Origin of the sequence: Kocuria sp. LUK, from assembly GCF_021012935.1 — a bacterium.
In the GTDB taxonomy this organism is placed as follows: Bacteria; Actinomycetota; Actinomycetes; order Actinomycetales; family Micrococcaceae; genus Kocuria; species Kocuria flava.
Genome location: NZ_JAJMZI010000003.1, coordinates 442,351 through 468,232, shown reverse-complemented (window position 1 = coordinate 468,232; position 25,882 = coordinate 442,351). Strand labels below are relative to the sequence as shown.

24 protein-coding genes are annotated in these 25,882 nt (G+C 74.3%); 1 reads left to right on the top strand and 23 read right to left on the bottom strand.

The window, feature by feature from the left end:
* Window positions 1-3 precede the first annotated feature (3 nt).
* The 13 genes from recA to rpsO form a co-directional block, all read right to left on the bottom strand.
* Complete coding sequence (gene recA / locus LQU92_RS07675; RefSeq protein ID WP_058859828.1) at window positions 4-1,116, bottom strand: recombinase RecA; 1,113 nt, start codon at window positions 1,114-1,116, stop codon at window positions 4-6.
* A gap of 240 nt (window positions 1,117-1,356) precedes the next feature.
* Complete coding sequence (locus LQU92_RS07670; RefSeq protein WP_101852609.1) at window positions 1,357-1,578, bottom strand: DUF3046 domain-containing protein; 222 nt, start codon at window positions 1,576-1,578, stop codon at window positions 1,357-1,359.
* 195 nt (window positions 1,579-1,773) lie between these two features.
* Window positions 1,774-2,205, bottom strand: a complete 432-nt coding sequence (locus tag LQU92_RS07665) for a helix-turn-helix domain-containing protein (RefSeq protein WP_058858483.1) — start codon at window positions 2,203-2,205, stop codon at window positions 1,774-1,776.
* 119 nt (window positions 2,206-2,324) lie between these two features.
* Window positions 2,325-2,867, bottom strand: coding sequence for a CinA family protein (locus tag LQU92_RS07660; RefSeq protein ID WP_230779553.1), 543 nt, complete (start codon window positions 2,865-2,867; stop codon window positions 2,325-2,327).
* Window positions 2,864-3,478, bottom strand: a complete 615-nt coding sequence (pgsA, locus tag LQU92_RS07655; RefSeq protein WP_101852610.1) for a CDP-diacylglycerol--glycerol-3-phosphate 3-phosphatidyltransferase — start codon at window positions 3,476-3,478, stop codon at window positions 2,864-2,866. The genes LQU92_RS07660 and pgsA overlap by 4 nt, the downstream gene beginning before the upstream one ends.
* A gap of 36 nt (window positions 3,479-3,514) precedes the next feature.
* Window positions 3,515-6,532: a DNA translocase FtsK gene (locus LQU92_RS07650; RefSeq protein WP_230779550.1), complete on the bottom strand. Its 3,018-nt coding sequence runs from the start codon at window positions 6,530-6,532 to the stop codon at window positions 3,515-3,517.
* Window positions 6,533-6,613: 81 nt separating this feature from the next.
* Complete coding sequence (locus LQU92_RS07645; protein ID WP_101852612.1) at window positions 6,614-8,305, bottom strand: ribonuclease J; 1,692 nt, start codon at window positions 8,303-8,305, stop codon at window positions 6,614-6,616.
* Between the two features lie 14 nt (window positions 8,306-8,319).
* Window positions 8,320-9,276 (bottom strand): 4-hydroxy-tetrahydrodipicolinate synthase, encoded by a 957-nt coding sequence (dapA, locus tag LQU92_RS07640; RefSeq protein ID WP_255667216.1) that lies wholly within the window; start codon window positions 9,274-9,276, stop codon window positions 8,320-8,322.
* An 87-nt stretch (window positions 9,277-9,363) separates the two neighbouring features.
* Window positions 9,364-9,993 carry a hypothetical protein gene (locus tag LQU92_RS07635; RefSeq protein WP_230779547.1) on the bottom strand — a complete coding sequence of 210 codons (630 nt, stop codon included), beginning with the start codon at window positions 9,991-9,993 and terminating at the stop codon, window positions 9,364-9,366.
* A 4-nt stretch (window positions 9,994-9,997) separates the two neighbouring features.
* Window positions 9,998-10,813, bottom strand: a complete 816-nt coding sequence (dapB, locus tag LQU92_RS07630; protein WP_083529351.1) for a 4-hydroxy-tetrahydrodipicolinate reductase — start codon at window positions 10,811-10,813, stop codon at window positions 9,998-10,000.
* Between the two features lie 21 nt (window positions 10,814-10,834).
* Entirely contained in the window at window positions 10,835-12,217 is a 1,383-nt protein-coding gene (locus LQU92_RS07625; RefSeq protein ID WP_230779544.1) for a pitrilysin family protein, read from the bottom strand.
* Window positions 12,218-12,308: 91 nt separating this feature from the next.
* Entirely contained in the window at window positions 12,309-14,573 is a 2,265-nt protein-coding gene (locus tag LQU92_RS07620) for a polyribonucleotide nucleotidyltransferase (protein ID WP_230779541.1), read from the bottom strand.
* Window positions 14,574-14,830: 257 nt separating this feature from the next.
* The gene (gene rpsO, locus LQU92_RS07615) at window positions 14,831-15,100 is read right to left on the bottom strand and encodes a 30S ribosomal protein S15 (protein ID WP_058858476.1); all 270 of its coding nucleotides are present in this window, start codon (window positions 15,098-15,100) and stop codon (window positions 14,831-14,833) included.
* Between the two features lie 293 nt (window positions 15,101-15,393).
* Between rpsO and LQU92_RS07610 the strand changes: the two genes are divergently transcribed.
* Window positions 15,394-16,206: an aldo/keto reductase gene (locus LQU92_RS07610; RefSeq protein ID WP_230779652.1), complete on the top strand. Its 813-nt coding sequence runs from the start codon at window positions 15,394-15,396 to the stop codon at window positions 16,204-16,206.
* Between the two features lie 40 nt (window positions 16,207-16,246).
* Here the strand turns inward: LQU92_RS07610 and LQU92_RS07605 are convergent, their stop codons facing one another.
* The 10 genes from LQU92_RS07605 to rimP form a co-directional block, all read right to left on the bottom strand.
* Complete coding sequence (locus LQU92_RS07605) at window positions 16,247-17,239, bottom strand: bifunctional riboflavin kinase/FAD synthetase (RefSeq protein ID WP_230779538.1); 993 nt, start codon at window positions 17,237-17,239, stop codon at window positions 16,247-16,249.
* Between the two features lie 63 nt (window positions 17,240-17,302).
* Window positions 17,303-17,932: a GNAT family N-acetyltransferase gene (locus LQU92_RS07600; protein WP_230779536.1), complete on the bottom strand. Its 630-nt coding sequence runs from the start codon at window positions 17,930-17,932 to the stop codon at window positions 17,303-17,305.
* A 31-nt stretch (window positions 17,933-17,963) separates the two neighbouring features.
* Window positions 17,964-18,455 (bottom strand): hypothetical protein, encoded by a 492-nt coding sequence (locus LQU92_RS07595; protein ID WP_180814697.1) that lies wholly within the window; start codon window positions 18,453-18,455, stop codon window positions 17,964-17,966.
* Between the two features lie 46 nt (window positions 18,456-18,501).
* Window positions 18,502-18,873, bottom strand: coding sequence for a hypothetical protein (locus LQU92_RS07590; RefSeq protein ID WP_058858473.1), 372 nt, complete (start codon window positions 18,871-18,873; stop codon window positions 18,502-18,504).
* The gene (gene truB, locus LQU92_RS07585) at window positions 18,873-19,901 is read right to left on the bottom strand and encodes a tRNA pseudouridine(55) synthase TruB (protein ID WP_230779534.1); all 1,029 of its coding nucleotides are present in this window, start codon (window positions 19,899-19,901) and stop codon (window positions 18,873-18,875) included. Before truB ends, LQU92_RS07590 begins: the two co-directional genes overlap by 1 nt.
* A gap of 14 nt (window positions 19,902-19,915) precedes the next feature.
* The gene (gene rbfA, locus LQU92_RS07580) at window positions 19,916-20,365 is read right to left on the bottom strand and encodes a 30S ribosome-binding factor RbfA (protein WP_058858472.1); all 450 of its coding nucleotides are present in this window, start codon (window positions 20,363-20,365) and stop codon (window positions 19,916-19,918) included.
* 109 nt (window positions 20,366-20,474) lie between these two features.
* The gene (gene infB / locus LQU92_RS07575; RefSeq protein ID WP_230779531.1) at window positions 20,475-23,333 is read right to left on the bottom strand and encodes a translation initiation factor IF-2; all 2,859 of its coding nucleotides are present in this window, start codon (window positions 23,331-23,333) and stop codon (window positions 20,475-20,477) included.
* 145 nt (window positions 23,334-23,478) lie between these two features.
* Window positions 23,479-23,820: a YlxR family protein gene (locus tag LQU92_RS07570; RefSeq protein WP_230779529.1), complete on the bottom strand. Its 342-nt coding sequence runs from the start codon at window positions 23,818-23,820 to the stop codon at window positions 23,479-23,481.
* Between the two features lie 283 nt (window positions 23,821-24,103).
* On the bottom strand, window positions 24,104-25,084 hold the full coding sequence (gene nusA, locus LQU92_RS07565) for a transcription termination factor NusA (RefSeq protein ID WP_058858470.1): 981 nt from the start codon (window positions 25,082-25,084) through the stop codon (window positions 24,104-24,106).
* Between the two features lie 186 nt (window positions 25,085-25,270).
* Entirely contained in the window at window positions 25,271-25,789 is a 519-nt protein-coding gene (rimP, locus tag LQU92_RS07560; protein ID WP_230779526.1) for a ribosome maturation factor RimP, read from the bottom strand.
* Window positions 25,790-25,882 lie beyond the last annotated feature (93 nt).

The window sequence follows — 25,882 nt, the reverse complement described above, 5'->3', positions numbered from 1 at the left end:
CACTCAGAACGCCGGGCCGGGCACCTCGGCGGCGAGGCCAGCCGGCAGGGCGGTCTCCGTCTCGTCCTCGGCGGCGGCCTCCTCCTCGACGACGATCCCGAGCTTGACCAGGATGCGCCGCTCGATCTCCTCGGCGAGCTCCGGGTTGTCCTTGAGGAACCGGCGGGCGTTCTCCTTGCCCTGGCCCAGCTGGTCGCCCTCGTAGGTGAACCACGCGCCGGACTTCTTCACGATCCCGTGCTCCACGCCCATGTCGATGAGCCCGCCCTCGGTGGAGATGCCCTCGCCGTAGAGGATGTCGAACTCGGCCTGCTTGAAGGGCGGGGCCATCTTGTTCTTGACGATCTTGGCGCGGGTGCGGTTGCCCACCGGGTTGGCCCCGTCCTTGAGCGTCTCGATCCGGCGCACGTCCACGCGCACCGAGGCGTAGAACTTCAGCGCCTTGCCGCCCGTGGTGGTCTCCGGGCTGCCGAAGAACACGCCGATCTTCTCGCGCAGCTGGTTGATGAAGATCGCCGTGGTGTTCGAGTGGGAGAGCCGGCCGGTGATCTTGCGCAGCGCCTGGCTCATGAGCCGGGCCTGCAGGCCGACGTGGCTGTCGCCCATCTCGCCCTCGATCTCGGCCTTCGGCACGAGTGCTGCGACCGAGTCGATGACGATGATGTCGATGGAGCCCGAGCCGACGAGCATGTCCATGATCTCGAGGGCCTGCTCGCCGGTGTCCGGCTGGGAGACGAGCAGGTTGTCGGTGTCCACCCCGAGCTTCTCGGCGTAGGAGGGGTCGAGCGCGTGCTCGGCGTCGATGAAGGCGGCGATGCCGCCGGCCTTCTGGACGTTGGCCACCGCGTGGAGGGCGACCGTGGTCTTGCCGGAGGACTCCGGGCCGTAGATCTCCACGACGCGCCCGCGCGGGAACCCGCCGATGCCGAGCGCGACGTCGAGGGCGATGGAACCGGTGGGCACCGTCTCGATCTTGCTCGCCGGGCGGTCGCCCAGGCGCATGACCGAGCCCTTGCCGTAGTTCTTGTCGATCTGGGCGAGGACCGTCTCGAGGGCCTTCTCCCGGTCGGAGCCGAACTGCTGCTCCGTGCTCTGCGTCCTGGCCTTGCCTGCCATGATCTCCACCTCGTGTCGTTCGGGGCCCCGCGGTGCGGTGTCGGGACCGGGTGCTGCTGGGGTCGTCCTGCTGGGTTCGGGCTCCACGGTACCGGGGCGGGCCGACACCGTAAGGCCCTCCGCGGGCCCTGGGGACGGGGACGGGACCGGCCTCCGGCGCTCGGCCCGGACGCGGCCTCCCGCACCGCAGGGTCGAATATACCTTCGAACGGCGCGCGGGTCCACGGCCGCGCCGGGGGCTCAGCCGCGGGGCGGCCGGTCCTCGCCCCACCACCGCGCCTCGGGGACGTCCTGGGCGCGGCAGACGGCGAACCAGACCTGCTTGGGGTCCACGCCGTCCTCGAGGGCCTCGGCGGCGCTGCGCTGGCCCAGCTCGCCGAGCACGAGGTCGCGGGCGAGGACCTTGCTGTAGCCCGGGCCGAACTCGTCGGCCATCAGCTGCCAGAAGCTGCTCAGGCGCACGGGGGACTCCTTCGTCGTGGGGAACGGCCGTTCCCGATGGTGCCACGGGACCGCGTCACGGGTCGGCGGCCCGGCCCCGGCCCGGGCCGGCGGGCGGCACCGCCGTCCGGCGCCGCGGACGGCGCAGGGCCCGCCGGTCCTGCGACCGGCGGGCCCTGCGGCACGGTGGGGAGGACGGCTCCGCCGTCCCCGGGATCAGCGGGCGCCGGCCGCGGCGGCCTCGCCGCCGCTGACCCGGCCGAACTCCCGCGAGTACTGCTCGGTGAGGTCGCTGGGGACCGTGTCCGGGACCAGCAGGCCCTCGGCGTGGGCGAGACGGTCCGCGACCTCCCGCAGCATCTGGGACAGGGGGATGTCCAGAGCGGCGCAGATCGAGGCGAGCAGCTCGGAGGACGCCTCCTTCTGCCCGCGCTCGACCTCGCTGAGGTAGCCGAGGGAGACGCGGGCGCTGTGGGAGACCTCGCGCAGGGTGCGTCCCTGCCGCTGGCGCACGCTGCGCAGCACCTCGCCGATCTCCTGGCGCAACACACCCATCTTCATGTCCTTCGTCTCGGTCCGGTCGTCGTGGTCCGCTCCCACGTCCATCCAACGGACGACGCCATTGACGGACACGGGCTGCTTCGTCATCTGAATCGCTTGTCTCCTCGTGCTCTGCGACGTGCCCGCCGCCTGGTCCGGAGCCTCCGCCGGTCGCGACCGGCACCCGGCGCTGCTCCGTCCGGCCCGACGCGGGCCTGCACTGTTTGCTAACCCCGCTGATGGTTCCATTCTTCCCCCCCGGGACGGCTTTTTTCCTTGGAGTTGGCTGTGAGGGCACCGGTCAGCAAGCGCAGGGCCTGCGCGACGGTGGCCGTGCGGATCGCGGCGCGGTCCCCGGACAGGCGCAGCTCGTGCACCGCCCGCCCGCCCGGGCCGGCGAGGCCGACGTAGACGGTGCCCACGGGGCGGCCGTCGTGGGCCTCGGGGCCGGCGACGCCCGTGGTGGACACGCCCCAGTCCGTGCCCAGACGGCGGCGGACCCCCTCGGCCATGGCGGTGGCGACCTCGGGGTCCACGGACCCGCGGGCGGCGAGGAGCTCGGCCGGGACGCCGAGGACCTCGGCCTTGACGCGGTTCGAGTACGAGACGACCGCGCCCTCGAAGCACGCCGAGGCCCCGGGGACGTCGACCACGGCGGCGGCGAGGGCCCCGCCCGTGAGGGACTCGGCGGTGGCCAGGGTCAGCCCCTGCCGCACCGCCTCGGCCACCAGTGCCCCGGCCGGGATGTCCGGCCGGGCGGGGGCGGTCACGGTGCTCCCCGGCCGGCGAGGGCGTCGCGGCGCAGCTGCAGGGCCTTGACCACGTAGTCGACGCCGGTGACGACCGTGACCACGAGCGCGGCGGCCATCGCGGTCCAGCCCAGCCAGGGCCACCAGCCGCCGACCAGGGGCACGAGCGGCAGCAGCAGCAGGAGGAGGGCGACGGTCTGCAGGACGGTCTTGAGCTTCCCGCCCTTGGACGCGGCCATCACCCCGTAGCGGATCACGACGAAGCGCAGCACGGTGATCCCCCACTCGCGCACGAGGATCACGATCGTCACCCACCACCACAGCTCCCCCAGCATCGACAGGACCACGAACGCCGCACCGGTGAGCAGCTTGTCCGCGATGGGGTCGGCGATCTTGCCGAACGAGGTGATCAGCCCGCGGGCCCGGGCGATGTCGCCGTCGAGCTTGTCGGTGATCATGGCGGCGGCGAACACCCCGAAGGCCGCCCACCGCATGCCCAGCCCGTCCTCGCCCCAGGGCCCGCCGGCCCACAGGAACCACACGAACAGGGGCACGAGCAGGATCCGCAGGGCGGTCAGCGCGTTGGGCAGGTTGAGGTTGGAGGGCCGGTGCTGGTCCTGCGCGGGGCTCATCGGGGCCGCCTTCCTGGGTCGTCGTCGGATCGGGGCTCAGCGGCCGGTGAGCTGCCAGGCGTCCTCGGAGCCCTCGGCGTCGGCGCCGTCGTGGTACTCCGGGGCGGGCTGGGCGAGGGAGGCCTCGACGGGGTCCTCGCCGTAGTCCACGGACCCGCCGGACGGGGCGGCCGGCGCAGGCGGGTCCTCGCCGCGGATCACCGCGAGGGTCGCGGCGAGGTCGTCGGGCTTCACGAGCACGTCGCGGGCCTTGGAGCCCTCGGAGGGCCCGACGACGCCGCGGGACTCGAGCAGGTCCATCAGCCGCCCCGCCTTGGCGAAGCCCACGCGCAGCTTGCGCTGGAGCATCGAGGTCGAGCCGAACTGGGTGGTGACCACCAGCTCGGTGGCCTGCAGCAGCACGTCGAGGTCGTCGCCGATGTCCTCGTCGATGGTCTTCTTCGGCGCCTCCTGCACCACGTCCTCGCGGTAGCGGGCGGCCATCTGGCCCTTGACGTGGTCGACGACCTCGTGGATCTCCGACTCGGAGACCCAGGCGCCCTGCACGCGCATCGGCTTGGAGGCGCCCATGGGCAGGAACAGGGCGTCGCCCTGGCCGATGAGCTTCTCGGCCCCCGGCTGGTCCAGGACCACGCGGGAGTCCGTGACCGAGGACGTCGCGAAGGCCATGCGGGAGGGCACGTTCGCCTTGATCAGGCCGGTGACGACGTCGACCGAGGGGCGCTGGGTCGCGAGCACCAGGTGGATCCCGGCCGCGCGCGCCAGCTGGGTGATGCGCACGATCGCGTCCTCGACGTCGCGCGGGGCGACCATCATGAGGTCGGCCAGCTCGTCGACGATCACGAGCAGGTACGGGTAGGGCCGGATGACCCGCTTCGAGCCCGGCTCCGGCTGGACCTTGCCGTTGCGCACGGCCTTGTTGAAGTCGTCGATGTGCTTGTAGCCGTAGTGCGAGAGGTCGTCGTAGCGGGCGTCCATCTCCCGCACGACCCACTGCAGGGCCTCGGCGGCCTTCTTGGGGTTCGTGATGATCGGGGTGATCAGGTGCGGGACGCCCTCGTAGGCGGTCAGCTCCACCCGCTTGGGGTCGACCATGACCATCCGGACCTCGTCCGGGGTCGCGCGCATCAGCAGCGAGACGATCATGGAGTTCACGAAGCTGGACTTGCCGGCCCCGGTGGCGCCGGCGACGAGCAGGTGCGGCATCTTGGCGAGGTTCGCCACGACGTAGCCGCCCTCGACGTCCTTGCCCACGCCCATGACCATCGGGTGGTCGGTCTTGCGGGCGTTGTGCGAGCGCAGGACGTCGCCCAGGGAGACCGTCTCGCGGTCGGTGTTGGGGATCTCGATGCCGATCGCGGACTTGCCCGGGATCGGCGAGAGGATCCGCACGTCGGCGGAGGCCACCGCGTAGGCGATGTTCTTCGACAGCGCGGTGACGCGCTCGACCTTGGTGCCGGAGCCCAGCTCGATCTCGTACCGGGTGACCGTGGGGCCGCGGGAGAAGCCGGTGACCTCGGCGTCGACGTTGAACTGCTCCAGCACGCTGGTCAGCGCCGCGACGACGGCGTCGTTGGCCTCGGAGCGCTCCTTGGCCGGCGGGCCCTGCACGAGGGAGGCGGCGGCGGGCAGGGAGTAGGCGACGTCCCCGTCGAGCTGCAGCTGCTCGGAGCGGGCCGGGATCGGGGCCTCGGGGGTGTGGGTGCGGGCGGCGACGGCCGTCGACCCGGTCGAGGGGGCGGCGGGCGCGGCGACGTCCTCGAGGGCCGGTGAGCCCGAGCCCGCGGCGGTGTCCTGCGCGGTCGCCCCGGGCGTCCCGGGGCCGGCGGGCTCCTCGCGGGTCCCGAGGCCCTGGTAGCGGCGCAGCTGCTGGGCGGCGAGCTCGTCGCGGGTCGGGCGCCTCTCCCCCGGACGCAGCCCGGCCTCGGCCGCCTCGGCCGGGCCGGCGGCCGGGGTCGCGGCCGCCTTCCGGGCCCGGGTCCCGGGGGCCGGGCGGTCCCCGGAGTCGACGTCGAAGACGCGGGTGCGGCCCTGCTCGTCGACGGCCTGACCGTCCTCGACGACGGCGCGCTCGAAGGCCTCGTCGCCGCGGTAGCCGTCCAGGGCGCGCTGCCGCTCGGCCTCGGCCTCCTTCCTGCGCTCGCGGCGCTTCTGCCGGCGGGTGGGCTCGGGCGCGCCGTGGTGGCGCTCGAGGTAGGAGCGGTCGTGGGCGTCGGCGGCGAGGTCGGTGGCGGAGACCGGCCCGTCCTGGCCCATCAGGCGCCAGTAGGCCTGCGTGAGCCGCGGCACGATGAGGTTCACGGGGGTCGCGGTGACCACCAGCACGGACAGCGCCAGCACGGCCGCGAACACGGCGCCGGCCCCGAACGGGGTGACGAGGGCGCTGAGGGGGTCGGCCGCCAGGAAGCCGACGGTGCCGCCGGCGGCGCTGATCGCCTCGTGGCCGCGGCTCATCGGCGGGCGCCCGCCCAGCAGGTGCGACAGCCCGGCGCAGGCGACGACCGCGGCGGCGAGGCCGATCGCGATCCGGTTGTTGGCCGCGGTCTCCTCCGGGTGGCGGAAGCGGCGCAGGGCGAAGCCCGTCAGGGGCAGGGGCAGGAGCACGGCGGTCCAGCCGAAGCTGCCGGCGGCCACGGCGTGGACCGTCTCGGCGGGCACGGACAACCACGCCGCGCCGGCCCCGCGCAGGTTCCACCACTCGACGGCGGCCACGAGCAGCCCGAGCAGCAGCAGCAGCAGCGCCCCGCCGTCGCGGGTGCGCTCGGGGGGCACCCCGGTGCGGGGCGTGCCCATCCGCCGCACCGCCCCGCCCACGAGGCGGGCCACGCCGTTCCAGGCCCCGGCGACCACGCGCGCGCACCACAGCAGGGCGGCGCCCAGCGCGCGCGCCGGGCCCGACCCCGGCGCGGGGGCCGGGGTGCGCGCGGAGGAGCCGCGGGCCCGCGAGGAGCGGGCGGGGCCGCGGGAGGACCCCGACGAGCGGGCGGACGAGGAGGAGCTCTTGCCGCGCGACGTCGAGGTGCCCTTGCGGGCGGGGGAAGTACGGGTCGCCATGCCTCCCAGGGTAGACCACGGCCCCCTGCCGTCCGGGTCGCACCGCGGGCGGGAGGGGGCCGTCGCCGGCCGCCGGAGGGCTCAGACCTCGATGACGACGGGCACGATCATCGGCTTGCGCCGCAGCTTGCGGGAGACCCAGGCCCCGATCGTGCGGCGCACCACCTGCTGGAGCTGCTGGGTGGTGTGGTTCTTGCCGGTGTGGGAGAGCGCGTCCTCGAGGGCCGCGGCGATCTTCACCTTGATGTCGTCGAAGACCCGGTCGTCCTCGGCCACGCCGCGGGCGTGGACGTCGGGGCCGGTGACGACCTTGCCGGTGTCCCGGTTGACGACCGTGATGACGGAGATGAACCCCTCCTCCGAGAGGATCAGCCGGTCCTTGAGGTCGGCGTCGGTGATCTCCCCCACCGAGGACCCGTCCACGTAGACGTCGCCGCACTCGACCTGCCCGGTGACCCGGACCTGCCCGCCGGCCATGTCGACGACCGTGCCGTTGACCGCGTACAGCACGTGGTCGGTGGGCACGCCGGTCTCCTCGGCGAGCTTGCCGTTGGCGATCAGGTGGCGCACCTCGCCGTGGACGGGCATGACGTACTCGGGCTCGACGATGTTGTAGCAGTACAGCAGCTCGCCGGCGGCGGCGTGGCCGGAGACGTGCACCTTGGCGTTGCTCTTGTGCACGACGTGGGCGCCCAGGCGCATGAGCCCGTTGATGATCCGGAACACGGAGTTCTCGTTGCCGGGGATCAGCGACGACGCGAGGATCACGGTGTCGCCCTCGTCGAGCTGGACCTTGTGGTCGCCGTTGGCCATCCGGGACAGGGCGGCCATCGGCTCGCCCTGGGAGCCGGTGCACATGATGACGACCTTGGAGTCGGGGTGGTCGTCGAGGCGCTTCTGGTCGATCAGGGTGTTCGGCGGGACCTCGAGGTAGCCCAGCTTCTCGGCGATGGTCATGTTGCGGATCATCGACCGGCCCATGAACACGACCTTGCGCCCGTGCTCGGCGGCGGCGTCGAGGACCTGCTGCACGCGGTGGACGTGGGAGGAGAACGAGGCCACGACCACGCGCTTGGGGGCGCGGCCGATGACGTCGGCAAGCACCGGGCCGATGTGCTTCTCCGTGGGGGTGAAGCCGGGGACCTCGGCGTTGGTGGAGTCGGTGAGGAACAGGTCCACGCCCTCCTCGCCCAGCCGGGCGAAGTGGCGCAGGTCCGTGATCCGCCCGTCCAGGGGCAGCTGGTCCATCTTGAAGTCGCCGGTGTGCAGCACCGTGCCGGCCTTCGTGCGCAGGAACACGGCCAGGGCGTCCGGGATGGAGTGGTTCACGGCGACGAACTCGCACTCGAACTCGCCCAGGTGCTCCACCTGCCCCTCGCGCACCGCCATGGTGTAGGGCTTGATGCGGTGCTCCTGCAGCTTCGCCTCGATCAGCGCGAGGGTCAGCTGGGAGCCGATCACGGGGATGTCGGGGCGGCGCTTGAGCAGGTACGGCACCGCGCCGATGTGGTCCTCGTGGCCGTGGGTCAGGACCACGGCGACGACGTCGTCGAGCCGGTCGACGATGTGGTTGAGGTCGGGCAGGATCAGGTCGACGCCGGGCTGGGTCTCCTCGGGGAAGAGGACGCCGCAGTCGACCACGAGCAGCTGCCCGTTGATCTCGAACACGGTCATGTTCCGCCCCACCTCGCCCAGCCCGCCCAGCGGGACGACGCGCAGGACGTCCTTGCCGAGCGCGGGGGGCGTGGAGAGGTCGGCGGTGAATCGGGTCATGAGACCCCTTTCGTTCAGTCGATGGTCTCGAGAAGGGTGCCGGCGAGGACGGAGCCCTCGAGGTCCGCGCGGACCAGGGCGGCCTCGGCCGGCGTGAGGGGCACGTGCGGCAGGCGCACGGTGGGGTGCGGCAGGCGGCCCTGCCACGAGAGGATCGTCTTGGCGGCCACGGCGCCGGGAGCCCGGGTCATGGTCGCGCGGACCACGGGCTCGAGCTCGAAGTTGATCCGGCGGGCGGTCGCCAGGTCGCCGGCGCGCACCGCGTCGACGAGCTCGCGGTAGCGGGCGGTGGCCACGTGCGTGGTGACGCCGATCAGCCCGGCGGCGCCGATCGCCATCCAGGGCAGGGTCAGGCCGTCGTCGCCGGAGTAGTAGAGCAGGTCGGTCTCGGCCAGCACCCGGGTGGCGGCGAACAGGTCCGCCTTGGCGTCCTTGACGGCCACGATGTTGGGGTGGGCGGCCAGGGAGATCAGGGTCTCCGGCTCGAGGGGGATGCCGGTGCGGCCGGGGATGTCGTAGAGCATGATGGGCAGGTCCACGGAGTCCGCGAGGCTGCGGAAGTGGGCCTCCACACCGGCCTGGGTGGGCTTGTTGTAGTACGGGGTGACGATGAGCAGCCCGTCCATGCCGATCTTCTGGGCCTCCCGGGACAGGTGGCGGGAGTGCTCGGTGTCGTTGGAGCCGGTGCCGGCCAGCAGGGGCACGCGCCCGCCGAGGGCGTCCTTGACGGCCCGGAAGACCGAGAGGTTCTCCTCGTCGGTCATCGTGGAGTACTCCCCGGTGGTGCCGCAGACCACGAGCCCGTCGCAGCCGTCGTCGACCAGCTGCTGCGCGACGGCGACGGTGCCGTCGAGGTCCACGGAGCCGTCCTCGGCGAAGACGGTGATCATGGCCGTGAGCAGGGTCCCGAACAGGGGCCGGTCCTCGGCCGCGGGGCGGTCGGTGCGCGGGGTCTCCGGTGAAGCAGTCATGGGTGCCAGCGTACCGCTTCGGCGCGGGCCCCCGCGCCGCGGCGGGGGCGGGCGGGCGCCGCGGGGGTGCCGGTGGGGGCCACGGGCTCAGCCCGCCGGGCCGGCCGGGCCGGCGGGCTCGACGTTGCGGGCGGGCCGGCCCCGGGACAGGGCCACGGCGTCGCGCATGGCCGAGCGGGCGCGGGTGCGGTCCCCCGCGGCGGCGTAGGCCAGGGAGAGCCGGTACCAGCTGCGCCAGTCCCCCGGGGCGGCCTCGGCGCGGGCCCGCTCCTCGGCGAACCGGGCGTCGGCGGCGCCGCGCTCGATGCGGCCGCCGGGGGTGCGGGGCAGGTCGTCGGCGGGCAGCCCGCCCTCGGCCTCGAGGGCGCGGGCCAGGCGCTCGGTGCGCACGCCGAAGGCGATCTCGCGCACCATCGCCCACGCGCCGACGGCGGGCAGGGCGATCAGGGCCAGGCCGAAGCCGGTGGCGATCCAGCCCCCGGCGCCCAGCAGCAGCACCGCCCGGTGCAGGCTCAGCCCCAGGTAGACCACGAGCAGGGCGACCATGGCGCCCGCGAGCAGGCGGTCGCGGCCGCCGGCCTCGAGCAGCGTGAAGACCCCGGCGAAGGCCAGGACCGCGAGCAGCCACAGCTTGGACCCGCCGGGGATCGGGAGCAGCCACAGCGTCAGCAGGGCGGCGGCGAGCAGGGCCCAGCCCCAGGTGCGCACCGAGCTCACGGGGTCACAGCCCCAGGTCGAGGTAGCCCTCGAGCCCGTGGGTGAGCCCGGGACGGGAGCCGACCTCGCGCACGGCGAGGACCACGCCGGTCATGAAGGAGATCCGGTCGAAGGAGTCGTGGCGGATCGTCAGCTGCTCGCCGGTGCCGCCGAGCAGGGTCTCCTGGTGGGCGACCAGCCCGCGCAGCCGCACCGAGTGCACGTGCACGTCCTCGACCACGGCCCCGCGGGCCCCGTGCGGGTCCTGCTGGGTGGCGTCCGGGGACGGGGCCACCCCGGCCTCGCGGCGGGCGCGCCCGACCAGGGCCGCGGTGCGCGCGGCCGTGCCCGAGGGGGCGTCGACCTTGTCCGGGTGGTGCAGCTCGACGATCTCGACCGACTCGAAGAAGCGGGCGGCGAGGGCGGAGAAGCGCATGGCCAGGACCGCGCCGATGGAGAAGTTGGGGGCGATCAGCACGCCGGTGCCGGGGTGGCGCTCCAGCAGCGCGCGCAGCCGGTCGAGGGACTCCTCGTCCCAGCCCGTGGTGCCCACGACGGCGTGGATGCCGTGCTCGACGGCGAAGCGCACGTTGGCCTCGGTGGCCGAGGGCACGGTGAGGTCGACGACGACCTGCGCGCCGGCGGCCACGAGAGCCTCGAGGGAGTCCTCCGAGCCGAGCTCCGCGACCAGCTGCAGGCCCTCGGCGCGGCGCACGGCCTGCACGGCCTCGCTGCCCATCCGGCCGCGGGCGCCGAGCACGGCCACGCGCAGGTCGGCGGGGTCCTCCGGGGAGCCGGCGGGTCCGGGGGGCGGCGGGACGGGTGCGGTGCGCTCGGTCATGGTCCCCACTCTAGACGGTGCTCACGGGCGCGCCGGCGCCACGACGGTGGTGACCACGGGGCCCTCGGCCAGCTCGGCGGCGAGCTCGCGGACCTGCTCGGCGGTGACGGCGCGCACGCGCCGCAGCGACTCGTCGAGGTCCAGGAACTCCCCCGCCTTCAGCTCGGCCGAGCCCAGCCGCGACATCCGCGAGCCGGTGTCCTCCAGCGCCAGGACCGTGCCGCCGCCGAGCTGGCCGACGACCTTGCGCAGCTCCTCGGGGGCCGGCCCGTGCGCGGCGAGCTTCTCGAGCTCGCCCGTCATCAGCGCCACGACCTCGCCCGTGCGGGCGGGCAGGCACCCGGCGTACATGCCGAAGTAGCCCGCGTCGGAGTAGGCCCCGGAGAAGGAGAAGGTGCTGTAGGCCAGTCCGCGCCGCTCCCGGATCTCCTGGAACAGCCGGGAGGACATCCCCCCGCCCAGGGCGGCGTTGAGCACGGTCATCGCGAAGCGCCGGTCGTCGCCGGCGACGATCCCGGGCCGGCCCACGACGACGTTGGCCTGCTCGACGGGCCGGTCCAGGACGTGCTCGCCCCAGGCCGGGGCCAGCGGCGCCGGGGTGCGCTCGCGCCGGGGCACGGGCGCGGCCGGGCGGGAGGGGTCCCAGCCGGCGCGCTCGAGGGCCTCGGCCACGAGCGCCACGACCACCTCGTGCTCGAGCCCGCCGGCCGCCGTCACCACGAGGGCCTCGGGCCGGTAGTGGCGCCGGTAGTGCTCGACGACGGCGTCGCGGGGCACGGCGAGGATCTCCTCGGGGGTCCCGCCGATGGGCCGGCCCAGCGGGTGCTCCCCCAGCACGCGCTGGGTGAACTCCTCGAAGGCGACGTCCTCGGGGTCGTCCTTGTCCATCGCCAGCTCCTCCAGGATCACCCCGCGCTCGCGCTCGAGCTCCTCGGGGTCGAGCACGGCGGAGGCGACCATGTCGGTGATGACGTCGACCGCCATCGGCAGGTCCTCGGCGAGCACGCGGGCGTAGTAGCACGTGTGCTCCTTGGCGGTGGCCGCGTTGGACTCCCCGCCGACCTCGTCGAAGGCCTCGGCGATCTGCAGGGCCGAGCGGCGGGCGGTGCCCTTGAACAGCAGGTGCTCGAGGAAGTGCGTCGAGCCCAGGCGGCCGGGCTGCTCGTCGCGCGAGCCCACGCCCACCCAGAAGCCGACGGTCACCGCCCGCTGGCCGGGCATCCGCTCGGTGAGCACGCGGGTCCCGCACGGCAGCACCGTGCGCCGGACGGCGCTGCCGCCCTCCCCCTCGTGCAGGGTGTGGGTGAATCCGGTGGGGGGAACCGCCGAGAGGCGGGCGCCCGGCCCGGGGGTGGACCCCGGGGCGCGGCCGCCCGCCTCCAGCGGCAGCTCGACTGCCGTCATGCGGGAGATCTGCTCCTGTGCTCGTCCGGCAGCCGGAGGCTGCGCGGTGCTGCGGTGGTGGGCTCGGCCCGGGCGGGTGCCCGGGGCGGGCTCAGTCCTGGTCGGCGGGCTCGGCCTCGGCGGCCTCCCCCGGCTCCTCGGCCACGACGGGGGCGAGGGAGAGCTTGCCGCGGTCGTCGACCTTGGTGATCTCCACCTGGACCTTCTGGCCCACGCCGAGGACGTCCTCGACGTCGGTGACGCGCTTGCCCTCGTTGAGCTTGCGCAGCTCCGAGATGTGCAGCAGCCCGTCCTTGCCCGGGGTCAGCGACACGAACGCGCCGAAGGCGGTGGTCTTGACCACGGTGCCCAGGTAGCGCTCGCCGACCTCGGGGACCTGCGGGTTGGCGATCGCGTTGATCGCCGCCCGGGCCGCCTCGGCGGAGGGGCCGTCGGTCGCGCCGATGTAGACGGTGCCGTCGTCCTCGATGGAGATGTCGGTGCCGGTGTCCTCCTGGATCTGGTTGATCATCTTGCCCTTGGGGCCGATGACCTCGCCGATCTTGGAGACGGGCACGGTCACGGAGATCACGCGCGGGGCGAACTCGCTCATCTCGTCGGGCTCGCTGATCGCGCCGGTCATCACCTCGAGGATGTGCAGGCGGGCCTCGCGGGCCTGGGTCAGCGCGGCGTCCAGCACGGAGGACGGGATCCCGTCGAGCTTGGTGTCGAGCTGGATGGCGGTGACGAACTCGGCGGTGCCGGCGACCTTGAAGTCCATGTCGCCGAGCGCGTCCTCGGCGCCGAGGATGTCGGTCAGGGCGGCGTAGCGGGTCTCGCCGTCGACCTCGTCGGAGACCAGGCCCATGGCGATGCCGGCGACCGGGGCGCGCAGGGGCACGCCGGCGTTGAGCAGCGACAGGGTCGAGGCGCACACGGAGCCCATCGACGTGGAGCCGTTGGAGCCCAGCGCCTCGGAGACCTGGCGGATCGCGTAGGGGAACTCCTCGCGGGAGGGCAGCACCGGGGTGATGGCCCGCTCGGCGAGGGCGCCGTGACCGATCTCGCGGCGCTTGGGCGAGCCCACGCGGCCGGTCTCGCCGGTGGAGTACGGCGGGAAGTTGTAGTGGTGGACGTAGCGCTTGGTCTTCACCGGGGACAGCGAGTCGATCTGCTGCTCCATCTTGAGCATGTTCAGCGTGGTCACGCCCATGATCTGGGTCTCGCCGCGCTCGAAGATCGCCGAGCCGTGCACCCGCGGGAGGACCTCGACCTCGGCGGTGAGCTGGCGGATGTCCGTCAGCCCGCGGCCGTCGATGCGCACCTGCTCGGTGAGGATCCGCTGGCGCACGGTGTGCTTGGTCAGGGCCTGGTAGGCGCCGTTGACCTCGTCCTTGCGGTCGGCGAAGGGCTTGCCCTCGCCGGTGAGCTCGGCGAGCACGGCGTGGTGCAGCTCGTCGGTGGCGGCCTCGCGCTCCTGCTTGCCGGCGATCGAGTAGACCTCGGCCAGCCGGGTGCCGGCGGCCTGCGCCACGGCGTCGCGGACGTCGTCGCCGAAGCCGCCGAAGCGGGGCAGCTCGAGGGCGGGCCGGGCGGCTCGCGCCTTGAGGTCGGCCTGGGCGTCGCACAGGGCCTTGATGAAGGGCTTGGCGGCCTCGAGGCCCTCGGCCACGAGCTCCTCGGTGGGGGCCACGGCGCCGTCGGCCTTGATCAGCTCCCAGGAGTTGTCGGTGGCCTCGGCCTCGACCATCATGATCGCGACGTCCTCGGTGCCGTCGGCGGCGGTCACCGCGCGCCCGGCCACGGCCATGTCGAACACCGCGTTCTCGAGTTGGGAGTGCTTCGGGAAGGCCACCCACTGGTGGGTCCCGCCCGGGCCGGCCATCAGGGCCATGCGCACGCCGCCGATGGGGCCCTGGAAGGGCATCCCGGACAGCGAGGTGGACATCGAGGCGGCGTTGATCGCCACGGTGTTGTAGATCTCGTCCGGGTTGATGGACAGGACCGTGACGACGACCTGGACCTCGTTGCGGATGCCCTTGCCGAAGGCGGGGCGCAGCGGGCGGTCGATCAGCCGGCAGGTGAGGATCGCGTCCGTGGAGGGGCGTCCCTCGCGGCGGAAGAAGGAGCCGGGGATGCGCCCGGCGGCGTACATGCGCTCCTCGACGTCCACCGTCAGGGGGAAGAAGTCGAAGCCCTCGCGCGGGGACTTGCCCACCGTGGTCGCGGAGAGCAGGGTGGTGTCCTCGTCGATGGTGACGAGGGCGGCGCCGGCGGCCTGCTTGGCGAGCCGGCCGGTCTCGAAGCGCACGGTGCGCTTCCCGTAGGAGCCGTTGTCGATGACGGCCTCGGCGTACTGGATCTCGGGACCCTCCACGGGTCACCTCCGTTTCGTGTGCGGCGGGACGTCCCGCGGCCACCCGGTCTTCGATCGAGATCCACGGACCGCCGGCGGCCGTGAGCCGTCCGGGTTCCGGAGATCACTACCGAGGACCGCGATGTGGTCCGCGCGGAGGTCCCCTCCTGGGTGCTGGTGTTCTTGGTCGTGCTTCGGTGGTCCTGCGGGGGCCGCCCGGCCCGGTGCGGGCCGGGCGGGCGGCGCCCTCCGGGGAGGAGGGCGCCGCCGGGACCGGACTAGCGGCGCAGGCCGAGCCGCTCGATGAGCGAGCGGTAGCGCGTGATGTCGGTGTCGCGCAGGTAGGTCAGCATGCGGCGGCGGCGACCGACCAGGGCCATCAGGCCGCGGCGGGTGTGGTGGTCGTGCTTGTGCTGCTTCAGGTGCTCGGTGAGGTCCGAGATCCGTCGGGTCAGCACCGCGATCTGCACCTCGGGCGAACCGGTGTCGCCCTCGTGGGTCGCGTACTCCGTGATGATCTGCTGCTTGACGGCGGCGTCGAGTGCCACGTGATAACTCCGTTCGAGTCAGTACCGTGCGGCCCGGGCGGCGGGTTCGTCCCCGGGTCCCGGGCGGGCCCGGGGGTCCGACAACCACGGACTGCAGTCGGACCGCCGTCCAGTCTAGCGGACGGTCCCGCCGCACCCCAGCCGCGGCCCGGGCGCGCCCGGGGCGGGGAGTCCCCGATCGGCCGCGAATGGGCCAGGATGGACGGGGACAGCACGACGGCGAGCACAGCGAGGAGCAGCGCGTGAGCACGAAAGACCAGGTGGGCACGGTCCCGGCGGACCGCACGCACGTGATGCGGGACGGCCGGCGCATCCCGGTGATCGGGCTGGGCACCTACCCCATGGACGACGCGCAGGCCGAGGCGGACGTCGCCGAGGCCCTGATGCGCGGCTGGCGGATGGTGGACACGGCCGTGAACTACGGCAACGAGACGGGTGTGGGCCGCGGGATCGCCGCCTCGGGCGTCCCGCGCTCGGAGGTGTTCGTCACCACCAAGCTGCCGGGCCGCGACCACGGCACGGACTCGGTGCGCCGCTCCCTCGAGGGGTCGCTGCGGCGGCTGGGCACCGACTACGTCGACCTCTACCTCATCCACTGGCCCAACCCCTCCGTGGACCGCTACGCGGAGACCTGGCGGACGATGCTGCGGCTGCGCGACGAGGGCCTCGTGCGCTCGGTGGGGGTGTCCAACTTCACGCCCGCCCACGTGCGCCGGCTCCTGGCGGAGACCGGGGAGACCCCGGCGGTGAACCAGGTCGAGCTGCACCCGCAGTACCAGCAGGAGCGGCTGCGGGCCTTCCACGAGGAGCACCGGATCATCACCCAGGCGTGGTCGCCGCTGGGGCGCAAGACGGACATCCTGGAGCACCCGTGGATCGCGCGGATCGCCCGGCGGACCGGTCGCACCCCGGCGCAGGTGGTGCTGCGCTGGCACCTGCAGTCGCACACCGTCCCGATCCCCAAGACCTCGGACCCGCAGCGGATGGCGGAGAACCTCGACGTGCTCGACTGGGAGCTGGACGAGGAGCAGATGCACCGGATGCGGCTGCTGCACACGGGCCTGAGCGCCTCCGGCTACGACCCGGACGAGCACGAGGAGATGTGAGGCCGGGACCGGCCCCGGCGGCACCGCCCCCGGGGCCGGCTCAGGCCTCGGCGGCGAGGATCCGCCGGGCGCGGGCGACGTCGTCGTCCATCTGCGCGACGAGCCTGTCGACGCCCTCGTAGGCGACCATCCCGCGCAGCCGCTCCACGAACTCGACCGCGACCTCCTGGCCGTAGAGGTCGAAGTCCTCCACCGGCTCCTCCGGGCGGTCGAGCACGTGGGCCTCGACCTGGCGGGGCACGTTCTCGAAGGTCGGGTTCGACCCGACGGAGATCGCCGTGGGCCACCGGGTGCCGTGGGCGTCGACGAGCCACCCGGCGTAGACGCCGTCGGCGGGGACGAACCCGGCCGCGTCCGGGGCGAGGTTCGCCGTCGGGTAGCCCAGCTCCCGGCCCCGGGCGGCCCCGTGCACGACCTCGCCCCGCACCCGGTGGTTGCGCCCGAGCAGCCGGGCCGCGGCCCGGACGTCGCCGGCCTGCAGGCAGGAGCGGATCCAGGTGGAGGAGCACCGCCGCCCGGCGACGGCCTCCGGGGCGTGCGCGTCGGCCTCGGGGGCGGGATCGAGCAGGTCGTCGACGACGACGACCTCGAAGCCGTGGCGCCGCCCCAGCGCCCGCAGCGTGTCGACGTTGCCGGTGTTGTCCCGGCCCAGGCGGGTGTCGGAGCCGACGACCAGGCACCGGGCGCCCAGGGGCCCGACCAGCGCCCCGAGCACGAACTCCTCGGTGGTCTGCGCGGCCAGCTCCGGGGTGTACTCCAGCACCAGCACCGCGTCCACGCCCGTGCCCTCCAGGGCGTCGAGCTTGTCCTCGGTGCCCATGATCAGCCCGGGGTGGTCCCCCGGCCGGTGCACCTGGGCGGGGTGCGGGTCGAAGGTCACGACCACGGAGGACCAGCCGCGCTCGCGGGCGGTGGCCACGAGCCGGCGCATCACCTGCTGGTGCCCCCGGTGGACGCCGTCGAAGTTGCCGATGGTGACCACGGACGGGCCGGTGCTCGGGGGGACGTCAGTGAGCTTGCGCCAGCGGTACACGGTTCTCCTCGCAGGGGCGGACAGGGCGGCGGTGGGGGCCGGCGGTGCAGGCGCGCCCGGCGGTCACGGCCGCCGCTCCGGTCCCGCGCCCCCGGGGGCGGGCGGCCCGTCCCAGGCGGTCGTGGGAGTGCGGGGGTCGCCGGCCGCGAGGGTCAGGATCCAGGCGTCCACCGAGGCGCCGCGCTGCTCCATGAACCCGTCGATCCGCACCGGGGACCGGAAGCCGAGCTTCCACGCGAGCTTCCGGCTGGCCCAGTTGGGGACCTTGGCCATCCAGTAAGCATAGGTGAGCCCGAGCGCGGGGAACGCGTGGTCGAGCAGCAGCCGGCAGGCGGCCTCGGCGGCTCCGGTGCCGCGGGCGTGGGGGCCGAAGTTGAGCCCGACGTCGGCGGTGGTGCCCCGCAGGGCGTTGAGGCCCACGGTGCCCCACAGCCGGTCGGTGGCGGCGTCCACGGCCGCCCAGTTGTACTCCCGCCCGGCCCGCCAGGCCTCCGGCACGAACTGCCCGACGTACCACCGGGCGTCGTCCTCGGTGTAGCCCAGCGGGACGGTGGTGAACTCGGCGGCCGCGGGGTCGGCGCAGTTGAGCGCCAGCTGGGGGACGTCGCGCGGCTCGAGCCGGCGCAGGCGCACGGTGCCGTCGTCGAGCACGGGGACGTCGTAGTGCTCGGCGCCGGCGAGGAGGGCGGGCATGGGCGGGCTCCTGTGCAGGTCGGGGTTCGGGTCAGGCGCGGGGGCGGCCGGGGCGGGAGCGCCACAGCCACACGAGGCCGACGAAGGGCAGGACGAGGGGGACGTAGCCGTAGCCGGCGCCGAAGTGCGACCACACGCTCTGCTCCGGGAACAGCTGCGGGGCGAGCACCGAGAGCAGCCCGACGCCCAGCACGCCGGCGAGCTCGACCAGCACGGCGGCGGTCGCCGCCCGGTGCCACCGGGCGCCGGGGCGGGCCAGGGCGACGGTCGCGAGGACGTAGACGGCCGCCGCCAGCGCCGAGAGCAGGTACGGCAGGGGCGCCGCCGGGAAGTCGGTGAGGATCTGGTAGAGCGAGCGCACCCCGGCGGAGAGGGAGAACACCCCGTAGACCACGACGACGAGCCGGCCGAAGCCGGAGGCCTTCGCGTCGGTGCGCACGGCGCCGGCGCGGGGGCCGAAGCGCTGCTGGAGGCGGGAGCGCCCGCCGGGGCGGGCCTGCGGGGTCTCGCGGTCTGTGGTCACGGGGTCGGCTCCTGCGCGGACGGGACGGGGACGGGGTCGGGGCGGCTCACTGGTAGTACCAGATCACGTTCATCCGGTAGACCATGACGACGACGACGGGGCCCGCCGCCGCCAGCACCCAGTTCGACCAGCTCGAGCGCTCCACGAGGGACCACACGAAGGTCCCGGCCGGCACGAGCAGGGCCGTGAGCAGGTAGCCCCAGTACTCGAGGGCCGAGCCGGTGGGGCCGGGCCCGAGCAGGTGCATGAGCACGGAACCGGCCGCGTAGACGAGCAGGAAGGCCTCGAGCAGCAGCACGGAGCCCTGGGTGAGGTCGTCGGGGCGGCGCCCGCGCAGGGCCTGCACGGTGCACACCAGCGCGGAGACCGCGCCCAGGACCGCGGCGGTCCAGAACCACCAGTCCCAGCCGCCCGGCATCACCGCTCCTCCCCCGCTCGGGGGCCGCCGTCGAAGCGCTCCCCCGGCAGCAGCACGAGCTCGGGCTTGGCGGTGCGCTCGCCGGGCAGCCCGCGGTCGCGCAGCAGGGCCACGAGCCGCCCGTCGGGGGCCAGGCCCGCGGTGACGGTCCCGGTCCCGGTCCCGTCCGGTCCCCCGGTGGGGCCGATCCGGCGGCCGTGGGCGAGGTCGCCGGCCTCCGCGGCGGTGAGCCGGCGGACGGGGAACAGCCCGGCGGCGGCCTCCTCGGGGGCGGTGACGGGCAGGGGCCGGCCGGCGGCCACGTGGGCGGCGAGCTCCTCGAGGGTCGCGGCGTGCTCGAGCCCGAGGGCGCCGACGCGGGTGCGGCGCAGCGCCGTGAGGTGCCCGCCGACGCCGAGGCCGGCGCCGAGGTCGCGGGCCAGCGCCCGCACGTAGGTCCCGGAGCTGCAGGTCACGGTGGCCTCGACGTCGACCACGGGGTGCCCGGCGCCGTCGTCCGTGCGGGTGATCCGGTGGACGTCGAAGGCGTGCACCGTCACGGGGCGGGCGGCGAGCTCGACGTCCTTGCCGGCGCGGACCTCGGCGTAGGCGCGCCGGCCGTCCACCTTGATCGCGCTCACCGACGCGGGGACCTGCATGAGGTCCCCGGTGAGCCGGGCAGCGGCGGCGGCCACGGCCCCGTCGGTCACGGCGGCGACGGCCGCGGGGTCGGCGACGGCGGTCGGCTCGCCCTCGGCGTCGTCGGTCACGGTCGAGACCCCCAGGCGCAGGACGGCCTCGTAGGTCTTGTCCTGGCCCACGACGTAGGTCAGCAGACGGGTGGCGCGGCCGATGCCGGCCACGAGCACGCCGGTGGCCATGGGGTCCAGCGTGCCGGCGTGGCCGACCTTGCGGGTGCCGGCCAGCCGGCGCAGCCGGGCGACGACGTCGTGGCTGGTCCAGCCGGCGGGCTTGTCCACCACCACGAGCCCGGCGGGCACGGGCAGGGACGGGTCGGGGGCCGGGACCTCCGGGCGTGCGCGGCTCACCCGGCCGGTCCCGCTCAGCGGTCCTCGGAGGACTCGTCGTCCTCCTCGGCCGGGCGGCGGTAGGGGTCCTCGCCCGCGGCGTAGCTCGCGCCCGCGGCCCGGGCCGCGACCTCGGCGTCCTTCTCGCGGGCCGCGCGCAGCACCTCCTCGAGGTGCTGGGCGTTGACGGGGACCTCGTCGGCCACGAAGGTCAGGGTCGGGGTCAGGCGGGCCGTGATGTTGCGGCCCACCTCGCTGCGCAGCACGCCCTTGGCGGACTCGAGGGCCGCGCGGGTGGCCTCCTGCTCCTCGGCGGTGCCGAAGACGGTGTAGTAGACGGTCGCGTGCTGCAGGTCGGCGGTGACGCGGGCGTCGGTGACGGTCACGAACCCCAGCCGGGGGTCCTTGACCCGGCGCTCGAGCGCCTGGGCGACGACGACCTTGATGCGGTCGGCGAGTCGGGCGGCGCGTGGGGCGTCGGCCATGGTGGATGCTCCTGGGGTCGGTCGGACGGGACCCGGGGCGTGCGGGCGGGTGCCGCCCGCACGCCCCGGGGGAACGGGCCCCGCGCGGTGCGCGGGGCCCGTGGACGGGTCAGGCGCGCGGCTTCTCGCGCATCTCCCACGTCTCGATGACGTCGCCCTCGCGGATGTCGTTGAACGACCCGAGGCCGACACCGCACTCGTAGCCCTCGCGGACCTCCGTGGCGTCGTCCTTGAACCGCCGCAGCGACTCGATCGTGAGGTTCTCCGCGACCACGCTGCCGTCCCGGACGAGCCGGGCCTTGGCGTTGCGGCGCATGATGCCCTTCGTGACGTAGGCGCCGGCGATGTTGCCCCACTTGGAGGAGCGGAAGACCTCGCGGATCTCCGCGGTGCCCAGCGACACCTCCTCGTACTCCGGCTTGAGCATGCCCTTGAGCGCGTTCTCGACGTCGTCGATGGCGTTGTAGATCACCGAGTAGAACTTCATCTCGACGCCCTCGCGGTCGGCCAGCTCCGTCACGCGCTCGGCGGGACGGACGTTGAAGCCGATGATGATGGCGTTGTCGACGGTCGCCAGGTTGACGTCGTTCTGGGTGATCGCACCCACACCGCGGTGGATGACGCGCAGCTGGACCTCGTCGCCCACGTCGATCTTGAGCAGCGAGTCCTCGAGGGCCTCGACGGCACCGGACACGTCGCCCTTGATGATGAGGTTGAGCGTGTCGATCTTGCCCTGGGCCACCGCCTCGTCGAAGGACTCGAGGGTGATCCGCTTGCGGCGCTTGGCCAGCTGGGCGTTGCGGTCCGCGGCCTGGCGCTTCTCGGCGATCTGGCGCGCGGTGCGCTCCTCCGGGGTCGCGATGAACGTGTCGCCGGCCCGCGGCACCGAGTCGAGGCCCAGCACCTGCACCGGACGCGACGGCCCGGCGGTCTCCACGGCCTGGCCGTTCTCGTCGAACATCGCCCGCACGCGCCCGTAGGCGGCGCCCGCCACGATCGCGTCGCCGACGTGCAGCGTGCCGGACTGCACCAGCACGGTGGAGACGGCGCCGCGGCCCTTGTCGAGGTTGGCCTCGATGGCCACGCCGCGGGCGTCCTTGTCCGGGTTCGCCCGCAGCTCGAGCGCGCCGTCGGCGGTCAGCACGATCGCGTCCAGCAGGTCGTCGATGTTGAGGTTCTGGCGCGCGGAGACGTCGACGAACATGGTGTCGCCGCCGTACTCCTCGGGGACCAGGCCGTACTCGGTGAGCTGGCCGCGGATCTTGTCCGGGTTCGCCTCGGGCTTGTCGATCTTGTTGACCGCCACCACGATCGGCACGCCGGCGGCCTGGGCGTGGTTGAGCGCCTCGACCGTCTGCGGCATGACGCCGTCGTCCGCGGCGACCACGAGCACGGCGATGTCCGTCACCTGGGCACCGCGGGCACGCATGGCGGTGAACGCCTCGTGGCCCGGGGTGTCGATGAACGTGATCTGCCGGTCCTGGCCGTCGACCTCGGTCTCGATCTGGTAGGCGCCGATGTGCTGCGTGATGCCGCCGGCCTCCCCCTCGATCACCTTGGTGTTGCGGATCGCGTCGAGCAGGCGGGTCTTGCCGTGGTCGACGTGGCCCATCACCGTCACGACCGGGGGGCGCGCCTCGAGGACGTCGTCGCCCTCGGCCGCGGCCTCGGCCTCGAGGTCGATGTCGAAGGACTCGAAGAGCTCGCGCTCCTCGTCCTCCGGGGAGACGACCTGGATCCTGTAGCCCAGCTCGGCGCCGAGCAGCTGGAAGGTCTCCTCGTCGAGGGACTGCGTCTGCGTGGCCATCTCGCCGAGCGTGATGAGCACGGTGACCAGCGAGGCCGGGTTCGCGTTGATCTTCTCCGCGAAGTCCGTCAGCGACGCGCCGCGGCGCAGCCGCACGACCGTGGTGCCGTCGCCGTGGGGCACGGAGACGCCGCCGACGGTCGGGGCCTTCATCTGCTCGAGCTCCTGGCGCTTCGCCCGCTTCGACTTGCGCTGCTTGCCGCGGGCACCGCCGCGCCCGAAGGCGCCCTGGGTGCCGCCGCGGCCGCCGCGGCCGGGGCCGCCGCCGGGACGGGAGAACCCGCCGCCGCCACCGGGGCCGCCGCGGCGGGGACCGCCGCCGCCGCCGCTGGGGCGGGAGCCGATCGGGGCGACACCGGTGGTGTGCCCGGGCATCATGTTCGGGCTGGGGCGCGGGCCGCCGGGGCGGGGACCGCCCTGGGGACGCGGGCCGCCCTGGCCCTGCGGGCGGGGGCCGGCCGCGCCCGGACGGGGTGCACCGCCCTGCGGGCGGGGACCGCCCTGGCCCTGCGGACGGCCGGAGCGCATGCCCTGCTGGGCGGCGAACGGGTTGTTGCCCGGACGCGGGCCGCCGGGACGGGGCCCGCCGGGGCGGGGCGCGCCGTCCTGGGAGCGCGGGCCGCTGCCGCCGGGGCGGGGCGCGCCCGGACGCGGCGCGGAGCCGCCCCGGGACATGCCCTGCTGGGCCGCGAACGGGTTGTTGCCCGGGCGCGGGCCGGGGCTGGGCGCGCGGCCGCCGGGGGCGGGACGCGAGGTGCCCGGGCGCTCGGGCGCCGGACGGTCCTGGGCGGGGCGCTCCGCGGCCGGGGGCTGCGGGGCACGGCGCTCGGCGGTGGGCTCGGCGGACCGCGGGGCGGGCTTGTCGCCGGGCTTCGGGGCCGCGGCGCCCGGGGCGGGCGCACCGGCCTTGGTGCCGGCACCCGGGCGGGCGCCGGTGGCGGGCTTCGGGGCCGGCTTGGTGCCGGGCTTCGGCGCGGATTTGGGCTCCGCCGCGCGCTCGGCCTTGCCGGCGAACGCTGAGCGGAGCTTCTTGGCGACCGGGGGCTCGACGGTCGAGGACGCGCCTCGGACGAACTCACCCAGTGACTGAAGCGTGGAGATCGCTTCCTTGGACGTTATTCCGAGCTCTTTCGCGAGCTCGTGAACGCGGGGCTTGGCCACTTCTCTCCTGTCTCGGTCCGCACCGAAACAGGCACGAACCAGTTATTTTCCGTTGAGGCTCCCTGAGCCCGTCCGGCCGTCGACGACGGCGCGGGGACGCGGGAGGCCGTTGGCAGAGCACAACGAGGCGCTCATCGCTGGGCACTCATCGGTTTTCCATGGGTTCTCTGACTCGCTTTCCAGTTCCGGCCCGCCGGGGGACGTGGTCCTCGGTCCGCTCGGACCGTGCGGGCTGCCGTCCGGGGACGGCCGTGGTCGGCACTCGTGCGCCCGGTCGCGGGGCCGTCCGGGAGGACAGCAGGGCGTCCAGCTCGGCGGCGAGGTCCTCCGTGTCCACCGGGCCCCGGAAGGCCCGCCCGAAGGCGCGCCGGCGCAGGGCCGTGGTGAGGCACTCGAGGGAGGGGTGGAGCCAGGCTCCGCGACCGCCGAGGCGCCCGGACGGGTCGAGGACGGCCCGCGGGCCGTTCCCGGTCGTCTCGGTCGCCACACGTACGAGCTGGTCAGGGTGTTCGGTGGTCCGGCATCCGACGCACGTGCGGCGGGAGGTCGCGCTCACTTCGCGTTCGCTCTCCTCACTGCCCTGGCGGCTGCGTGCCGGGACGTCGGGACGCCCCGGTGGCGCGGTCGCCCGGCGCCGGACAGGGACCACCAACGGTCTGACCGCTGACCAGTCTATCGCGGTGCGGCCCCCAGGCCGAATCCTGGGCGCGCGAACGCTCCGCCCGGGCCCGGACGGAGCGGGCGGGGCGGGGCGGGTGTCCCTCCCGGGCTCAGGCGCCGGCGCCGTGCCGGGAGGCGGGGACGATGTCGATCCGCCAGCCGGTCAGCTTCGCGGCGAGGCGGGCGTTCTGGCCCTCCTTGCCGATGGCCAGCGAGAGCTGGTCGTCCGGGACCACCGCCCGGGAGGACCGGCCCCGCTCGTCGAGGACCTCGACCCGGGAGACCTTCGCCGGGGACAGGGCGCTGGCGATGAAGCGGGCCGGGTCCTCGGAGAAGTCGACGATGTCGATCTTCTCGTCGTGCAGCTCGTTCATCACGGCGCGCACGCGCGAGCCCATCTCGCCGATGCACGCGCCCTTGGCGTTGAGCCCCGGCCGGGTGGCGCGCACCGCGATCTTGGTGCGGTGCCCCGCCTCGCGGGCCACCGCCATGATCTGGACGGTGCCGTCGGCGAGCTCGGGCACCTCCATCTCGAACAGCCGCCGCACGAGGTCGGGGTGGGAGCGGGAGAGCGTGATCGAGGGCCCCTTCATCCCGCGCTTGGCCTCCACCACGTAGGCGCGGATCCGCGCCCCGTGCGGGTACTTCTCCCCCGGCGTCTGCTCGTGCGGGGGCAGCACGGCCTCGACGGTGCCGAGGTCGACCTGCACCATGTGCGGGTTGTGCCCCTGCTGGATCTGCCCGGAGACCAGCTCGCCCTCCCGGCCCTTGAAGTGGCCCAGCACGGCGTCGTCCTCGACGTCGCGCAGCCGCTGCAGGATGACCTGGCGGGCCGTGGAGGCGGCGATGCGCCCGAACCCGGCCGGGGTGTCGTCGAACTCGCCGACGGCGTTGCCCTCCTCGTCGAGCTCGGGCGCCCAGATGGTCACGTGCCCGGTGCGGCGCTCGATCTCGGCCCGCGCCCCCGGCAGCGCGCCCGGGGACTTCTGGTAGGCCAGCAGCAGGGCCTGCTCGATCGTGGGGATGAGCAGGTCCACCGGGATGTCGCGCTCACGCTCCAGCAGTCGGAGGGTGCTCATGTCGATGTCCATGTCCGGCCTTCCTCGCGTGTCGGCCCCCGGCAGACGCAGCAGCGCACCGCCGCGGGGGACGGAGCGCTGCCGGGGGCCGTGTGCGCACGTTCCGTGTCGTTGCACTCGATGGGCGCTGCCCAGTGCGGCGCCGTGCGGCGCCGCGGTGTCAACGGGTCATCCTACACTCGCCCGCCGGGCACCGGCTCAGTCGGTGAACTCGACCTCCACGCGGGCCCGGCGCACGTCCGCCAGCTCCCAGCGCTCGGGCTCGAGCAGGCGCGGGGGCATGCCCTTCTTCGCCTGGTGGCTGCGCTGGAGCACGACCGCGTCCTCGCCGGCCTCCAGCAGCCGGGCGGTGAACCTCTCCCCCTCGACCGGGTTCACGCGCACGAGACGTCCCACGGCGCGGCGCCAGTGCCGCGGCAGGGTCAGCTCGCGGGTGGCGCCCGGGGAGGAGACCTCGAGCTCGTAGGCCGAGCCGGGCACCGGGTCCTCCCGGTCGAGCTCCTCGGACAGCGCCCGGGAGACCTCCGCGATGCGGTCGAGGTCCACCCCGCCCTCGAGGCCCTCCGGCAGGTCGACGAGCACCTGCAGCACGAGGCCCGTGCCCGAGGTCTTCAGCGCCACGTCCTCCAGGACCAGCCCCGAGGCCTCGACGACGGGCCCGAGCAGCGCGCTCAGGCGCTCGCGGGACTCCGGGCCGGTGGTGCTGTGCTCGCTCACGGGTTCCTCCTGGCTGCTCTGTCGGTCCTGCCCGGGACGCCGCCGGGGCGCGCGGGCGGCGCTGCCGGCGGCCCGGTCCTGGAGATCCTATGC

Excerpts from the sequence above, each read along its gene's own strand:
- recA (WP_058859828.1), bottom strand. The coding sequence starts at position 1,116 with ATGGCAGGCAAGGCCAGGACGCAGAGCACGGAGCAGCAGTTCGGCTCC.
- LQU92_RS07665 (WP_058858483.1), bottom strand. The coding sequence starts at position 2,205 with ATGACGAAGCAGCCCGTGTCCGTCAATGGCGTCGTCCGTTGGATGGAC.
- pgsA (WP_101852610.1), bottom strand. The coding sequence starts at position 3,478 with ATGAGCCCCGCGCAGGACCAGCACCGGCCCTCCAACCTCAACCTGCCC.
- LQU92_RS07650 (WP_230779550.1), bottom strand. The coding sequence starts at position 6,532 with ATGGCGACCCGTACTTCCCCCGCCCGCAAGGGCACCTCGACGTCGCGC.
- LQU92_RS07645 (WP_101852612.1), bottom strand. The coding sequence starts at position 8,305 with ATGACCCGATTCACCGCCGACCTCTCCACGCCCCCCGCGCTCGGCAAG.
- dapA (WP_255667216.1), bottom strand. The coding sequence starts at position 9,276 with ATGACTGCTTCACCGGAGACCCCGCGCACCGACCGCCCCGCGGCCGAG.
- dapB (WP_083529351.1), bottom strand. The coding sequence starts at position 10,813 with ATGACCGAGCGCACCGCACCCGTCCCGCCGCCCCCCGGACCCGCCGGC.
- LQU92_RS07625 (WP_230779544.1), bottom strand. The coding sequence starts at position 12,217 with ATGACGGCAGTCGAGCTGCCGCTGGAGGCGGGCGGCCGCGCCCCGGGG.
- LQU92_RS07610 (WP_230779652.1), top strand. The coding sequence starts at position 15,394 with ATGCGGGACGGCCGGCGCATCCCGGTGATCGGGCTGGGCACCTACCCC.
- LQU92_RS07600 (WP_230779536.1), bottom strand. The coding sequence starts at position 17,932 with ATGCCCGCCCTCCTCGCCGGCGCCGAGCACTACGACGTCCCCGTGCTC.
- LQU92_RS07590 (WP_058858473.1), bottom strand. The coding sequence starts at position 18,873 with ATGCCGGGCGGCTGGGACTGGTGGTTCTGGACCGCCGCGGTCCTGGGC.
- rbfA (WP_058858472.1), bottom strand. The coding sequence starts at position 20,365 with ATGGCCGACGCCCCACGCGCCGCCCGACTCGCCGACCGCATCAAGGTC.
- nusA (WP_058858470.1), bottom strand. The coding sequence starts at position 25,084 with ATGGACATCGACATGAGCACCCTCCGACTGCTGGAGCGTGAGCGCGAC.